This is a genomic window from uncultured Marinobacter sp. (assembly GCF_913055835.1).
Classification (GTDB): domain Bacteria; phylum Pseudomonadota; class Gammaproteobacteria; order Pseudomonadales; family Oleiphilaceae; genus Marinobacter.
On record NZ_CAJXKQ010000021.1, the window covers coordinates 1 to 14,688 of the forward strand.

The window sequence follows — 14,688 nt, forward strand, 5'->3', positions numbered from 1 at the left end:
CCAATACGCAGGCTAGAGGGACCGGAGCCCACCGATCAAAGCATCGTTCTGCTCAACAGTGCCAATGGTGATTCGCAAGCGCACATGGATGTGCTCGTAGCGGTTCCCGGAGAGGGGCGCCTACCCCGCTCTACCCGCCAATACGCAGGCTAGAGGGACCGGAGCCCACCGATCAAAGCATCGTTCTGCTCAACAGTGCCAATGGTGATTCGCAGGAAATCGCTAATTCTGGGCTTGTTGAAGTGCCGAACGATAATGCCCTGCTCTCTCAGGCTCTTGGCCAGAACCTCACCCGGCTGATCTTTATGACGGGCAAAGATAAAGTTTGCCTTGGAGGGTAGCACCTCGAAACCAAGATTCTCCAGGGCGGCAGTCACCCGCTCGCGCTCGGAGATCACACCATCGCAGCACTTCCTGAACCAGGCCTCATCCTCATAGGCGGCTTTCGCACCGGCCAGGGCCAGGCGATCCAGCGGGTAGCTGTTGAAGCTGTTCTTGACGCGATTCAGGGCTTCGATCAGGTCCGGATGGCCAACGGCGAAACCTACGCGCAATCCAGCCAGTGAACGGGCCTTGGACAGAGTCTGGGAGACCAGCAGGTTCGGGTACTTGTCGACCAGGGTAATCGCCGACTCGCCGCCGAAATCGATGTAGGCTTCGTCCACTACCACGACGCGATCCGGATTGGCTGCCAGGATTTCTTCCACATATTGCAACTCAAGGTACCGACCGGTAGGCGCGTTCGGGTTCGGGAAGATTACGCCGCCATTGGGTTGCTTGTAGTCGTCCGGGTTGATCTCGAAGCTTTCCGTCAGCGGTAGTTTTTTGCTCTCAATGCTATAGAGGCCGCAGTACACCGGATAGAAGCTGTAGGTGATATCCGGGAACAGGATCGGTTCGCCATGCTGGAACAGGCCAAAGAAGATGTGCGCCAGGACTTCATCCGAACCGTTGCCGAGGAAGACCTGGTTCGGCTGGATGCCGTGGTAAGCCGCGATGGTCTGCCGCAGGCTTTCGCCTTCCGGGTCCGGATAGAGGCGCAGGCTGTCGTTCAGTTCGGCCTGGATGGCTTCGATGACTTTTGGTGAGGGGCCGAAGGGGTTTTCGTTGGTGTTCAGCTTCACCAGGTTAGCCATTTTTGGCTGCTCGCCTGGGACGTAGGGAACCAGGTCGTTTACCAGGGGGCTCCAGAATTTGCTCATTTTTTTACTCCGAGCTGACGGCATGTGGGCGGGGCAGGCTCCCAGGAACCGCTGCGAGCACCCGCAAGCGGGTCCGGCCAGCAATCGCTGATTGCTGTCGTGTGGCTATCGCATGAAGCTCCGCTTCATCATCGCTCTGCCACACCCATGTGCGCTTGTTTCGGGCCATCCATGGCCCTCTACATTCCTGGGAGCCTGCCCCGCCCCGATGCCTGCGTAGTTCAGAGGTAGCACATTGTCGGATTACGGCTTCGCCTAATCCGACCTACGGGATACCTGCGTCATTGGGCGATGTCGTCATGTAGGTCGGATTAGCAAAGCGTAATCCGACGACGAGTCCGACACTTAACCTTAATTCTTGATCCGATATTCCGCCGACCGGGCGTGAGCGGTTAAACCTTCACCACGGGCCAGAACCGACGCAACACGCCCCATTCGGTCAGCACCGGCAGCACTGAAGCCGATGATGGAGGACCGTTTCTGGAAGTCGTAGACACCCAGCGGGGAAGAGAACCTTGCTGTGCCGCTGGTGGGCAGCACGTGGTTCGGGCCGGCGCAGTAGTCGCCGAGGGCTTCTGCGGTGTAGCGGCCCATGAAGATGGCCCCGGCGTGGCGGATGTCTTCGAGCATGGCCTCGGGGTCTTCAACCGACAGCTCCAGGTGTTCCGGGGCGATGCGGTTGGACACTTCGGCGGCCTGTTTCAGATCGGCCACATGGATCAGCGCGGCGCGGTCGGTCATGGAAGTGCGGATGATATCGGCACGTTCCATGGTTGGCAGCAGTTTGTTGATGCTGGCTTCGACCGCATCCAGGAATTCGGCATCCGGGCTGATCAGGATGGACTGGGCCTGCTCGTCGTGCTCCGCCTGGGAGAACAGGTCCATGGCGATCCAGTCGGGGTCAGTTTTGCCATCACTGATCACCAGTATTTCCGACGGACCGGCGATCATGTCGATGCCGACAACACCAAAGACTTCACGCTTGGCGGTGGCAACAAAGATGTTGCCGGGGCCGACGATTTTATCAACGGCCGGGATGGTTTCTGTGCCATAAGCCAGCGCGCCCACGGCCTGGGCACCGCCAACAGTGAATACGCGATCAACACCAGCGATTGCCGCAGCGGCCAGCACCATGTCATTCACCACACCATCCGGTGTCGGGACGACCATCACTACTTCGCTGACACCGGCGACCTTGGCAGGAATGGCGTTCATCAGCACGGAAGACGGGTAAGCGGCTTTGCCGCCGGGCACGTACAAGCCCGCACGATCCAAAGGCGTCACCTTCTGGCCCAGAACAGTGCCGTCCTGGTCCTCATACTGCCAGGACTTCTGATTCTGGCGCTCGTGGTAGTCCCGGATCCGCTCAGCGGCTTTTTCCAGTGCAACCCTCTGGTCCTCAGGAATAGCCTCCAATGCCTGCTGCAAACGCTCCTGCCCCATTTCCAGCTCGGCCACGGAACCAACCTTCAGGCGGTCAAACTTTTCGGTGAACTCCAGAACGGCCTGGTCACCACGGGTTTTCACCTCATGCAGGATATGACGCACCGACTCGTTCACCTGATGATCAACGCTGTCGTCCCAGGCCAGGAGTTTGGCCAACGCATCGTTAAAGTCACTCTGGGAAGCGTTCAATCGGGTGATCTTGGCGGTCATAAATCAAATCCTAGGTTAGCTTAAAACGTGACACTGCCGGGCCCGGCTCGATGGCTCGGGAATCGGTCAGGGATGGCTTCCCAAAACTGTTGAGGGCCATGGACGGCCCGAAACAAGCGCACATGGATGTGCTCGTAGCGTGTTTTGGGAAGCCATCCCTGACCGATTCTTACTCCGAAGCCTGCCTGCGCTTATCTACAGCAACCGACATCTTCTCGATTATGGGGTTAATACGCCCGTGTTTCATCTTCATGGACGCGCGATTCACCACCAGCCGGCTGCTGATATGCTCAATCAGTTCCCGGGCCTCAAGGCCATTTGCCTTAAGCGTATTACCGGTATCCACAATATCGACGATCTCATCAGCCAGGCCCAGAATCGGAGCCAGCTCCATGGCGCCATAAAGCTTGATGATGTCTGCCTGGCGACCCTGGGCCGAGTAATACCGGCGGGCGAGGTTGACGAATTTCGTGGCGACCTTGATGCGCCCGTTGGGCGGCGTCTGATCCTTCGGGCCGGCGGTCATCAGACGACAACGGGAAATATTCAGATCCAGTGGCTCGTAAAGCCCTTCCCCACCGTGCTCCATCAAAACGTCCTTACCGGTCACCCCCAGATCGGCCCCGCCATACTGAACATAGGTCGGCACATCCGTGGCCCGGATAATCAAGACGCGAACGTTGGGATCCGTTGTCGGGAACACCAGTTTGCGGGACTTCTTGACGTCGTCGATCAGCTCAATGCCTGCTTCCGCGAGCAGCGGCAGGGTCTCTTCCAGGATTCGTCCCTTCGACAAGGCGATGGTTATGGAATCTGTCATGGATTCTTCCGGTTTCCCGTATTGTCTGGATAGATGTCTTTTACGCTGGCAGGCGTCGGATGGTGGCACCCAGCAACTGCAGTTTCTCTTCAATACACTCGTAGCCGCGGTCAATGTGATAGATGCGGTCCACGATGGTATCGCCATCGGCCATCAGACCTGCAATCACCAGGCTGGCCGAGGCCCTCAGATCCGTGGCCATGACCGGGGCGCCGGTGAGGTGGTCCACACCCTTGATGATGGCCGCGTTGCCCTCAAGCGTGATGTCCGCACCCATACGAATCAGCTCCTGAAGGTGCATGAACCGGTTCTCGAACACGGTTTCCACGATGGTGCCTGTACCTTCGGCCACGGCGTTCATGGCAGCGAACTGGGCCTGCATGTCGGTCGGAAACGCCGGGTATGGCGCTGTACGCAGGCTCACCGCCTTCGGGCGATTGCCTTTCATGTCCAGCTCAATCCAATCTGCGCCGGTATTGATGTGGGCGCCGGCCTCTTCCAGCTTGAGCACCACGGCTTCCAGCAGGTCTTCCCGGGTATCTTTCAATTTGACCCGACCGCCGGTTGCAGCCGCAGCCACCAGATAGGTACCGGTTTCAACACGGTCTGGCAGCACGTTGTAGTGGCAACCGTGCAGGCGCTCAACACCGTTGATCTCGATGGTGGCGGTACCGTGACCTTTAATGTCCGCGCCCATGGCGATCAGGCATTCGGCGAGGTCGACAACCTCCGGCTCGCGGGCGGCGTTTTCCAGGATGGTTTTGCCGTCTGCCAGGGCTGCGGCCATCATCAGGTTCTCGGTGCCGGTTACGGTGACGGTATCCAGGAAGATGTGGGCGCCTTTCAGACGACCGTTGGTCTTGGCCTTGATGTAGCCATTCTCGACCTTGATCTCCGCACCCATCATTTCCAGACCGTGGATGTGCAGGTTTACCGGGCGGCTACCGATGGCACAGCCACCTGGCAGGGATACTTCTGCTTCGCCAAAGTGAGCGACCAATGGGCCCAGCACCAGAATTGAGGCGCGCATGGTTTTCACCAGCTCGTACGGCGCGTGGAAGTGCTTGATGGTGTTGGCGTGAATTTCCACGCTCATCTTTTCATCAATAATGACTTCAACACCCATACGGCCGAGAAGCTCGATCATGGTGGTTACGTCGTGCAGGTGCGGCAGGTTGCCGACGGTCACCGGCTCATCCGCCAGCAGAGTTGCTGCCAGGATTGGCAGTGCGGCGTTCTTGGCACCGGAAATCCGGATTTCACCATCCAGAGGCTTGCGGCCCCTGATCAGAAGTTTATCCACAATAAATATCCTGTTTTGTCCGGGCCGTTCAGCCCTGGCGCTCGGCCCATTCGGCCGGAGTGAATGCTTTTGGATGAAGGGCGTGAATTGAGCCATCCATGATCTGCTGGAACAGCGCCTTGTTAATCAACTGCTGGCGCTTGATGGTCGGCAGGCCTTCGAAGACATCACCCACCACGACGACCAGGTAATGGGTACCATCAATCTGTACCTGAACTTCACAGCCGGGCAATGCTTCCTTGACCAGCTCGGTGACTTGGGCGGCATCCATAAATAATCCTCGGGTGTTTTGAAATCAGGGGCGAGATTGTAACCAATTCCGGCGCTCGGGTCAGCTTTACTGACCGGTAACCAAAGGGACCGAGGCCGGAAGGATCAATGGGCAGGATGGACGGCTTCCGGACCAAACCCCTCAAGCTGATCATCGAGATTGCTCAGGGCCGCCAGAGAAGCCAGGCGACCACTGACACCCCGGAATGACAAGGTAATGCCCGCCTGGCGTGCAAGGCGTTGCCAGCAGAGCAACATGGACAGCACAACACTGTGGGCGGTGACCAGGCCATCGAGATCAATGACCAGATCGCCGGACACCGAGCGGATCAGTTTCTCGCCCTCGTTTCTCAGGCTGACCACGGTGTCTGGCGTAACCTCGCCAGAGACAATCAGGGCCCCGTCAGAAAGCTGAACCCGAGGCATGCCTGAGGTCATGAGTTGTCCACTTCCTGCTCCAGATTCAGCGATTCAACGGCATCACTCCATCCGTCAATGACCACCTGAATCTGGCCGCGGTTTTCTTCCATTTCCTGGCTGAACCGGTCCCGGAATGCCAGGCCGATATTCACGCCCTCAACGATGACGTTTTCCATCAACCACTTGCCTTCGGAGTTCCGGTACATCGAATAAGTCACCGGGTAACGGTTACCGGATGCACTGATAACTTCCATCTGAACGGAGGCCCGGTCATCACTCTGGGGGTTAATGGTCGCTTCCTTGACCTGAATTTCGAAGTTCTCCGCGTTGACCAGGGCCTGCGCGTAGCTGTCGAACAGGCTGCGCTTGAACTTGGCCACAAATTCGTCCCGCTGTTCGGGAGTGGTCTGACGGGCATAACGGCCCATCACCCGCGCGGCTATACGCCGGAAGTCCACGAAGTCCGTCAGGGCCTGATCCATGCTTTCGTAGAAGGCTTCGGGATCACGCTCATACAGGCCCCGCTCTTCGTTGAGTTTTTCAACCAGCCGCTGGGTGTTCTCGTCCACATATTTGCGGAGATCCTCCGCTTCGCTCGCCTGCGCTGGCGTAACGAGAACCAGGGCCATCACAAGGCCAAGAAAAAGGTGGTGCTTCAGAGCAAACATCAGGATCTCCTGTTGAATCTTTCCGGCCCGAATCAGCGGCCCGACGCAAAATTGCTGATCAGCCGCTCAAGGTTCATGGCCGACTGTGTCGAGTAGAAGGTATCCCCTTCCTTCAACGAGTCCATCTCGGCCCCGATCGATATATCAATGTACTGCTCACCGAGCAGGCCGGATGTACGTATAACTGCGGAACTGTCCGAGGGTATATTGTCGACATCCGAATGGATCGACATTTCCACCCGCGCCTGAAATGTCTCTTTATTCAGACTTATGGATTCAATGGTGCCCACTGTTACCCCGGCCATGGAAACTCTCCCCCGGGGCGTAAGCCCGCCGGTGTCGTTGAAATTGGCGTAGATGGTGTAAGTGCTCTCGGCCGATTTCGGCGACAGCCCGCTAACCTGAAGCGCCAGGAAAAGCAGTGCCGCACAGCCTGCGATCATGAACAGGCCAACGATGATTTCAGTGGTTCTCTGTGCCATTTCCGGCTCCGGTAATATCTCGTTAATCGTTGATTCAGAAATCGCCAAACATGACAGCGGTCAGAACAAAATCCAGGCCGAGCACGGCCAGCGAGGAGTACACCACGGTCTTGGTGGTCGCCGAACTGATACCTGCCGAGGTCGGCACACAGTCATACCCCTGGTAGACCGCAATCCAGGCGCAGACAAAGCCGAAAACGATGCTCTTGATGACGCCGTTCAGGACATCATCCACAAAATCCACCGACGACTGCATGTTGCCCCAGAAGGAGCCTTCGAACACGCCCAGCCAATCCACACCTACCAGCATACCGCCCCAGATGCCGACCACCGAGAAAATCACCGCCAGCACCGGCATGGCGATAAACCCGGCCCAGAGGCGGGGCGCAATCACGCGCCGAAGCGGGTCCACGCCCATCATTTCCATGCTGGACAGTTGCTCGGTGGCTTTCATCAAGCCAATCTCCGCCGTCAGCGCCGAACCCGCCCGGCCCGCAAAGAGCAGTGCCGTCACTACCGGGCCAAGTTCACGCACCAGGGTCAGGGCAATCATCTGGCCGATGGCCGCTTCCGAGCCGTAGTCGCTCAGGATTGTGTATCCCTGCAGCCCCAGCACCATGCCGATAAACAGGCCGGACACCACAATAATGGCCAGAGAAAGAACGCCAACGGCATACAACTGCTTCAGCAGAAGGGGAAAACCGGTCGCCGGCCTGGGCACCCCGCCAAGCACTCCCGCCAGGAAACGGCCTGACCGACCAAATGAGGAGACTATATCAAGCCCGAGACGACCGAATGCCGCAATTCTTTCGATCAAGACGCACCCCCGGACAATCCAAAGTCCTGCGCTGCGCCCTCGGCCGGGTAATGGAATGGCACCGGGCCATCCGGCTGCCCCTGGAGGAACTGCTGGACCTGCCCTGAAGGATGTGCCCGCAACTCGTCCGGCGTACCCTCGCCAATTACCTTGCCGTCCGAAATAATGCAGGCGTAATGGCAGATACTCAGGGATTCCGGCACATCGTGGGAGACCAGAACACTGGTAAGCCCCATGGAACTGTTCAGATCGCGGATCAGTTTGACCAGAACGCCCATGGCAATCGGGTCCTGTCCGGCAAATGGCTCGTCGTACATGATCAGCTCCGGATCCAGGGCAATACTGCGGGCGAGAGCCACCCGGCGGGTCATGCCGCCGGACAATTCCGAGGGCATCAAATGGCGGGCACCCCGCAAACCGACCGCTTCCAGCTTCATCAGGACAATGTCGCGGATCATGTCTTCCGGCAATTTCGTGTGTACCCGAAGCGGGAAGGCCACGTTCTCGAACACGCTAAGATCGGTGAACAGGGCACCGCTCTGGAAGAGCATGCCCATCTTTTCCCGCAGACTGTAAAGAGCCTTGCGCTTAAGCTTCGGCACTTCATGGCCATCCACCACGACACTGCCGGAATCGGGCTTGAGCTGACCACCGATAAGACGCAGCAGCGTCGTTTTGCCGGTTCCGCTGGGGCCCATAATGGCGGTAATTTTCCCGCGGGGAATATCCAGGCTGACACCGTCGAAGATACGGCGCCCGGAACGGGAGAACACGACATCCTTGAGCGATATGTAGGCCGGTGAATTCATAGTCCTTACCTTTCAAAGAGGGGCTACATTATGCCAAGGAGCGCCCAAGCTCAATCCAAAGAGCGCAAAATGTACTGATAGCAATGATCAGTTTGACTGAACTTTCGGTAACCGGGCATCGTTGCCGGGTGAAAATGGTATACTCTGCCCCACGTTTTCAATGTCCAGACAGCCAGGCCCAAAGCCCGATGACCGAACAAACTACCAGCGACTTCCGAACTTCTGCGCTTCGCGCCATACGAATTGAGCGCGATGCCATCGACGCCCTTGAAGATCGCATCGACGACCAGTTCACCCGGGCCTGCGAGGTCATCATGAACTGCAAGGGCCGCGTGGTTGTGACCGGCATGGGCAAATCCGGCCACATTGGCAACAAGATTGCAGCCACCCTGGCCAGTACCGGCACACCCTCATTTTTCGTTCATCCCGGTGAGGCGAGCCACGGTGATATGGGCATGATTACGCCTCAGGATGTGGTGATCGCCATTTCCAACAGCGGCAACACCAGCGAGGTGGTCACCATTCTACCGTTGATCAAACGCATGGGCGCCCCGTTGATCAGCATGACCGGCAATGCCAGCTCCACCCTGGCCCGCGAAGCGGTCGCCAATCTGGATGTCAGCGTTATGGTGGAAGCCTGCCCACTGGGCCTTGCACCCACCTCCTCGACAACGGCCACCCTGGTCATGGGCGACGCGCTGGCAGTTGCCCTGCTCGAGGCCCGCGGCTTCAGCGCCGAGGATTTTGCGTTCTCCCATCCCGGCGGCAGCCTGGGCCGGCGGCTACTCCTCCGGGTATCCGACATCATGCACACCGGTGATCAGATTCCCGTCGTCAATGAGAGCACACTCCTCAGCGGCGCACTCCTTGAAATCTCCCGCAAGGGGCTTGGCATGACCACCGTTGTTAATCAGGAAGGCACTCTCACGGGAATATTTACGGACGGTGACCTGCGCCGGACTCTGGATCGATCGGTGGATATTCATAATACCCCCATCAACGAGGTGATGACCCGGAATGGTAAAACCATCCAGGCCGATCATCTGGCGGCGGAAGCGCTTAATATCATGGAGGAAATGAAGATCAATGCCCTGCCGGTGACCGACGAAAGCGGAACTCTTATTGGCGCTATCAATATGCACGACCTGCTGCGGGCCGGCGTAATCTGAAGGCGATGAGGAGCTATCTGAAATGACGCACCAGTGGCCTGAATCCCTGCTGGCAAAAGCTGCCAGGATCCGACTGATCGCCCTGGATGTCGACGGCATCATGAGCGATGGCAAGCTTTACTTCAGCGCCAACGGTGATGAGCTCAAGGCATTCAACATCCTGGACGGCCTGGGATTGAAGCAGCTTATGGCAGCCGGAATTACCGTGGCCGTTATCACCGGTCGCCGGTCGCCGCTTACCGAGAAACGCATGCGGGATCTGGGCATCCCGCACCTGATGCAGGGGCGCGAGGACAAGAAAGTGGCCCTGCAGGAACTGGTCGGCACGATGGATATCAGCCCCGATGCCATCGCTTATATGGGCGACGACCTTCCAGACCTGCCGGCGCTGAGGTTCGCCGGGCTTGGCATCACTGTGCCCAATGGTTACTGGCTGGTGCAGCAGCATGCCGACTACTGCACCCAGGCCCGGGGTGGCGAAGGCGCGGTGCGGGAAGCCTGCGACCTGCTACTGACCGCCCATGGCAAGCTCGATTCTGCACTTGCGCCCTACCTGGAGCCCGAGTCGTGAACTGGCTTCCGGACCGGCCGTGGTTGCGAACACTGGCGCTGGCGAGCACTGTGGTAGCAGCCGTTTTTTTGCTCTGGCAAAGCGATGAGCCGCCGGTTATTGATGAAGACGCAGCGGCGCTGCGCGGCGATGCCGAACCGGACGGCTTCGTGGTGAATGGCAAGTACACATCTTTCGACGAGTCTGGCAATCTCAAGATCCGGTTCTCCAGCCCCCGAATTGAACAGTTCGAGGAAGGCAACCTGGCCACCATGGAATCTCCCCGCGCCGAACTTTATGGCGGCGAGAATGCCCTGCCCTGGATTGTTGAAGCCGAGAATGGCAGCCTGCTACAGAACCAGAATCTGGTGTACCTGACGGACAATGTGCGGATTCAGCGCACTGTTGGCGAACGGGACGCCACCCTGACAACATCAAGCCTGACCCTGGATAACGACCGGGGCATGGTATATACAGACGCACCCGTAGAAATACGCGACGTTACCGGCATTACCCGGGCCACGGGCATGAAAGCCTGGATAGACGAGCGGATTCTGGAACTGAACTCCCAGGTGGAAGGACGCTATGAAACCGGAAACTAACCGATACCGGAGCTTGCTGGCTGCCCTGCTGACGGTCGCATTGATTGGCCCGGCGGCCGCTTTCGACCTTGATTCCGACACCCCCATCAAGGTTACTGCCGACAATGCACGCCTCGACGATGGCCAGGGCATTGCCACCTACACCGGGGATGTAGAACTTGAGCAGGGCAACACTCGGCTGAACGCCGACCGGGTGGTCTTGTATCGCTCGGAGGACGGCCTGAGCCGGATCGAGGCCTCCGGCACGCCGGCCAGATACCGGCAGCCGGCACGTGATGGCGAAGGCGAGACCGACGCCCGCGCCCTGAACATTACCTGGTCCGCCACCGACAGCCGGCTGACCTTTGAACGGGAAGCAGTCATCGAGCAGAATGGCAACCTGTTCCGCGGCGACGTCATTCACTATGATACCGCTGGCCGGGTTGTGACCGCTGAAGGCGGCGCGGACACCGGCGAAGGCAGCGGCCGGGTAGAGATGGTGATTCAGCCGCGCAGCGCCGACAGACGCACTGATGGACAGGAAACCGATGGCAGTTCTGAGAGCCAGTAACCTGGCAAAGAGTTACAAGCAGAAAAAAGTGGTGATCGACGTTTCCCTGGAAATCCGCAGCGGGGAAATCGTCGGGCTGCTTGGCCCCAATGGCGCGGGTAAAACCACCTGCTTTTACATGATCGTCGGGCTTGTGCCCGCCGACCGTGGCCGGATCACCATCGATAGCCGGGATATCACGCCACTGCCCATGCATGGACGCGCCCAGCAAGGCATCGGTTACCTGCCCCAGGAAGCCTCGGTGTTCCGCAAGCTGTCGGTTCGGGACAACATCATGGCCATCCTCGAAACGCGCAAGGGGATGAGCAAGGCCGAGCGGGAGAAAAAGCTGGAAGAGTTACTGGAGGAGTTCCACATCACCCACATCCGTGACAGCGTTGGTATGGCCCTGTCCGGGGGTGAACGGCGACGTGTAGAGATTGCCCGGGCGCTGGCCATGGAACCGGCTTTCATTCTTCTGGATGAGCCCTTCGCAGGTGTCGACCCCATATCCGTGAGTGACATCAAGCACATCATCCGTCATCTGCGAGACAAGGGCATTGGCGTGCTAATCACGGATCACAACGTACGCGAGACCCTGGACATTTGCGAGAACGCCTACATTGTGTCCGGCGGCCACATCATTGCCTCCGGCAATGCCGATGCGATCCTGGCGAATCAGCAAGTCAAGGAAGTCTACCTGGGCGACGAATTCAGGCTGTGACACCGAATGGCTCATTGTTTTGATGATCTGTAGCAAGTAAACTCGGCAAAGAACTTGCTAGGGTAAACCAGATTCGCGGCAAGTAACCGGCATATATAGATTTTTTTTCACTACTTATGACACAAAGCGCTGATGAGTGACGGATCCTGAACCATGGTTATGAAAGCCTCCTTACAGTTAAAGCTGGGTCAGAGCCTGACCATGACGCCCCAGCTGCAACAGGCGATCCGGCTTCTCCAGCTTTCCACCCTCGACCTTCAGCAGGAAATCCAGCAGGCACTGGAATCCAATCCCATGCTGGAGACCTCCGAGGACGATGATCAGACCGACCCCGCTGCCGAAAATAACGAGCACGAAGCCAACGCCACCGAGTCTTCTGCTGAAACCGCGCCCGAACCGTCAACTGACTGGGACGAATCCGAAAACGGTCCGGACTGGTCCTCGGAAAACGATATCCCGGACAACATTCCTGATGACCTGCCGGTAGATACAGCCTGGGACGACATTTACCAGTCCGCGCCTGCCCCTGCAGCCCGCAATGACGACGAGAACGATCACGATTTCGAGACCCGCAACTCGCCTACCGAGACGCTTCAGGATCATCTGGAATGGCAGCTCAATCTGACCCCACTTAGTGAACGGGACCAGGCCATTGCCCATGCCCTGATGGACGCGGTGGATGAGCGGGGCTATCTCACCACCCCGCTGGAAGAAATCCACTCCGGACTGCTGGACGAAAACGAGGAAGACCCTCTTGAACTGGATGAAGTGGAAGCCGTCCTGCACCGCCTCCAGCACTTTGATCCGCCCGGTGTGTTTGCCCGGGATCTGCAGGAATGTCTGCTGATCCAGCTCAACCAGCTGCCGCCTGACACCCCATGGTTGGCCCAGGCACGACTGGTGATCACCCACTACATCAACCTGCTGGGCAACCGCGATTACGCGCAGTTGTTGCGCCGCAGCCGCCTGAAAGAAGACCAGCTGCGGGAAGTCCTGGCGCTGATCACCGGCCTGAACCCGCGACCGGGCGATGTGATAGACCGCGCCGAACCCGATTACGTCATTCCGGACGTCATTGTTCGCAAGCACAACGGTCGCTGGCGCGTTGAACTGAATCCGGAAATTGCACCGCGCATCCGGGTCAATGCGAGCTATGCTTCACTTATAAGGCGTGCGGACAGCAGTGCAGACAACACCTACCTGCGGGATCAGCTGCAGGAGGCCAAATGGTTTATCAAAAGCCTGCAGAGCCGCAATGAGACCCTGCTGAAAGTGGCGACCCGTATTGTCGAGCACCAGCAGGGATTCCTGGATCACGGCGAAGAAGCCATGAAGCCGCTGATCCTCTCGGACATTGCCCAGGCGGTAGAAATGCATGAATCGACGATTTCACGCGTTACCACCCAGAAATACATGCACACCCCCCGGGGCATTTTCGAGCTGAAGTATTTCTTCTCCAGCCACGTCAGTACTGAGGAGGGCGGAGAATGCTCATCCACGGCCATCCGGGCGATGATCAAGAAGCTGATTGCTGCGGAAACGCCCAAAAAGCCGTTGAGCGACAGTAAAATTGCAGCCATGCTAGGGGAACAGGGAATCAAGGTGGCGCGACGCACCGTTGCCAAGTACCGGGAAGCCATGCACATTCCGCCATCCAACGAGCGCAAACGGCTGGTCTGAATTTCCCGTGGCGGGATGCAACACTGTATTCGCCGGCGCACAATGCGCCAGCACCCAGACCGGCTCCCGGGAGCCGGCATGATGACAACAGGAGACGCCTATGCAACTCAATATTTCAGGCCATCACGTAGAACTGACTCCCGCACTGAAGGATTATGTCTCAGAAAAGTTCGAGAAGCTCGAGCGTCACTTTGACCACATCAGTAACTGCCAGGTGACCCTGGAAGTGGAAAAAGTGCGCCAGATCGCGGAAGCCACGCTGCACGTGGTTGGTGGTGAGATTCACGCAAAGGCTGAAAATGAGGATATGTACGCAGCTATCGATGCTCTGATCGACAAGCTCGACCGCCAGATCCTCAAGCACAAGGAAAAGAATGTAGACCGGATGCACGGAAACGGCTCTCGCTAACTGGCTGTTTTCATGCAAGTCATCTAATCGAGCTGCGACATGAGCAACGTGTCGCAGCCTTTTTTTTAACGGAAACGTAGTCGATCCATGAGCGACACATCCCTGACCATAGACAATATTCTTGTTCCGGAGCTGACCCTCTGCAGGGTGCCTGCGTCCAGCAAGAAACGGGCCCTGGAGTTTATTGCCGAGCAGATAAACCATCAGGACAACACGCTCAGCGAGACCCAGCTCTTCAACAACCTGATTTCCCGTGAGCGCCTGGGCAGTACCGGCATTGGCCAGGGGATCGCCATTCCCCACTGCCGGCTTGAGGGCCTTGATCACGTGGTGGGCGTGCTGATGACGCTTGAAGAAAGCGTTGAGTTCGATGCTATCGACAACCAGCCGGTGGACCTGATTTTTGCCCTGATCGTCCCGAAAGAGGCAACCAGCGAACACCTGGAGCTGCTCAGCCAACTGGCCGAGAAGTTCAATGAGCGGTCGTTCTGTGATCGCCTCCGGCAATGCGAGGACGCCAGCACACTGTACCAGCGCATGACCGCCTCAGGCGGCTGATATTCATTGCAGTGGAGGTA

At 58.0% G+C, this 14,688-nt stretch carries 18 protein-coding genes; 8 read left to right on the forward strand and 10 right to left on the reverse strand.

The features are described from left to right. Positions 1 to 149: 149 nt before the first annotated feature. The 10 genes from hisC to QZ534_RS12220 form a co-directional block, all read right to left on the reverse strand. On the reverse strand, positions 150 to 1,202 hold the full coding sequence (gene hisC / locus QZ534_RS12175) for a histidinol-phosphate transaminase (RefSeq protein WP_296934745.1): 1,053 nt from the start codon (positions 1,200 to 1,202) through the stop codon (positions 150 to 152). Positions 1,203 to 1,553: 351 nt separating this feature from the next. Next, a complete protein-coding gene (gene hisD / locus QZ534_RS12180) occupies positions 1,554 to 2,858 on the reverse strand; it encodes a histidinol dehydrogenase (protein WP_296934746.1) in 1,305 nt (434 codons plus the stop codon). Positions 2,859 to 3,027: 169 nt separating this feature from the next. After that, on the reverse strand, positions 3,028 to 3,678 hold the full coding sequence (hisG, locus tag QZ534_RS12185) for an ATP phosphoribosyltransferase (protein ID WP_296934747.1): 651 nt from the start codon (positions 3,676 to 3,678) through the stop codon (positions 3,028 to 3,030). A 40-nt stretch (positions 3,679 to 3,718) separates the two neighbouring features. Continuing rightward, a complete protein-coding gene (gene murA / locus QZ534_RS12190; protein ID WP_296934748.1) occupies positions 3,719 to 4,981 on the reverse strand; it encodes a UDP-N-acetylglucosamine 1-carboxyvinyltransferase in 1,263 nt (420 codons plus the stop codon). 28 nt (positions 4,982 to 5,009) lie between these two features. After that, positions 5,010 to 5,252 (reverse strand): BolA/IbaG family iron-sulfur metabolism protein, encoded by a 243-nt coding sequence (locus tag QZ534_RS12195; RefSeq protein WP_296934749.1) that lies wholly within the window; start codon positions 5,250 to 5,252, stop codon positions 5,010 to 5,012. A 104-nt stretch (positions 5,253 to 5,356) separates the two neighbouring features. Beyond that, entirely contained in the window at positions 5,357 to 5,689 is a 333-nt protein-coding gene (locus QZ534_RS12200; RefSeq protein WP_296934750.1) for an STAS domain-containing protein, read from the reverse strand. Then, a complete protein-coding gene (locus QZ534_RS12205) occupies positions 5,686 to 6,339 on the reverse strand; it encodes a phospholipid-binding protein MlaC (RefSeq protein ID WP_296934751.1) in 654 nt (217 codons plus the stop codon). Before QZ534_RS12205 ends, QZ534_RS12200 begins: the two co-directional genes overlap by 4 nt. Before the next feature lie 32 nt (positions 6,340 to 6,371). Further along, positions 6,372 to 6,821: an outer membrane lipid asymmetry maintenance protein MlaD gene (gene mlaD / locus QZ534_RS12210; RefSeq protein ID WP_064228695.1), complete on the reverse strand. Its 450-nt coding sequence runs from the start codon at positions 6,819 to 6,821 to the stop codon at positions 6,372 to 6,374. A gap of 34 nt (positions 6,822 to 6,855) precedes the next feature. Continuing rightward, complete coding sequence (mlaE, locus tag QZ534_RS12215; RefSeq protein WP_296934752.1) at positions 6,856 to 7,638, reverse strand: lipid asymmetry maintenance ABC transporter permease subunit MlaE; 783 nt, start codon at positions 7,636 to 7,638, stop codon at positions 6,856 to 6,858. Then, positions 7,635 to 8,447, reverse strand: coding sequence for an ATP-binding cassette domain-containing protein (locus QZ534_RS12220; protein ID WP_296934753.1), 813 nt, complete (start codon positions 8,445 to 8,447; stop codon positions 7,635 to 7,637). Before QZ534_RS12220 ends, mlaE begins: the two co-directional genes overlap by 4 nt. Positions 8,448 to 8,635: 188 nt before the next feature. Between QZ534_RS12220 and QZ534_RS12225 the strand changes: the two genes are divergently transcribed. The 8 genes from QZ534_RS12225 to ptsN all read left to right on the forward strand — a co-directional run bounded on the left by QZ534_RS12225 (position 8,636) and on the right by ptsN (position 14,668). Further along, positions 8,636 to 9,616: a KpsF/GutQ family sugar-phosphate isomerase gene (locus QZ534_RS12225; RefSeq protein ID WP_296934754.1), complete on the forward strand. Its 981-nt coding sequence runs from the start codon at positions 8,636 to 8,638 to the stop codon at positions 9,614 to 9,616. Between the two features lie 22 nt (positions 9,617 to 9,638). Then, positions 9,639 to 10,187 carry an HAD family hydrolase gene (locus tag QZ534_RS12230; protein WP_296934755.1) on the forward strand — a complete coding sequence of 183 codons (549 nt, stop codon included), beginning with the start codon at positions 9,639 to 9,641 and terminating at the stop codon, positions 10,185 to 10,187. Then, entirely contained in the window at positions 10,184 to 10,768 is a 585-nt protein-coding gene (gene lptC / locus QZ534_RS12235) for an LPS export ABC transporter periplasmic protein LptC (RefSeq protein ID WP_296934756.1), read from the forward strand. The genes QZ534_RS12230 and lptC overlap by 4 nt, the downstream gene beginning before the upstream one ends. Next, positions 10,752 to 11,318 (forward strand): lipopolysaccharide transport periplasmic protein LptA, encoded by a 567-nt coding sequence (lptA, locus tag QZ534_RS12240; RefSeq protein WP_296934757.1) that lies wholly within the window; start codon positions 10,752 to 10,754, stop codon positions 11,316 to 11,318. The genes lptC and lptA overlap by 17 nt, the downstream gene beginning before the upstream one ends. Then, the gene (gene lptB / locus QZ534_RS12245; protein WP_296934758.1) at positions 11,296 to 12,021 is read left to right on the forward strand and encodes an LPS export ABC transporter ATP-binding protein; all 726 of its coding nucleotides are present in this window, start codon (positions 11,296 to 11,298) and stop codon (positions 12,019 to 12,021) included. Before lptA ends, lptB begins: the two co-directional genes overlap by 23 nt. 159 nt (positions 12,022 to 12,180) lie before the next feature. Then, positions 12,181 to 13,701: an RNA polymerase factor sigma-54 gene (locus tag QZ534_RS12250; RefSeq protein ID WP_296934759.1), complete on the forward strand. Its 1,521-nt coding sequence runs from the start codon at positions 12,181 to 12,183 to the stop codon at positions 13,699 to 13,701. 100 nt (positions 13,702 to 13,801) lie between these two features. Continuing rightward, complete coding sequence (gene hpf / locus QZ534_RS12255) at positions 13,802 to 14,110, forward strand: ribosome hibernation promoting factor (RefSeq protein ID WP_008170154.1); 309 nt, start codon at positions 13,802 to 13,804, stop codon at positions 14,108 to 14,110. Between the two features lie 87 nt (positions 14,111 to 14,197). Further along, the gene (gene ptsN / locus QZ534_RS12260; RefSeq protein WP_296934760.1) at positions 14,198 to 14,668 is read left to right on the forward strand and encodes a PTS IIA-like nitrogen regulatory protein PtsN; all 471 of its coding nucleotides are present in this window, start codon (positions 14,198 to 14,200) and stop codon (positions 14,666 to 14,668) included. Positions 14,669 to 14,688: the final 20 nt, after the last annotated feature.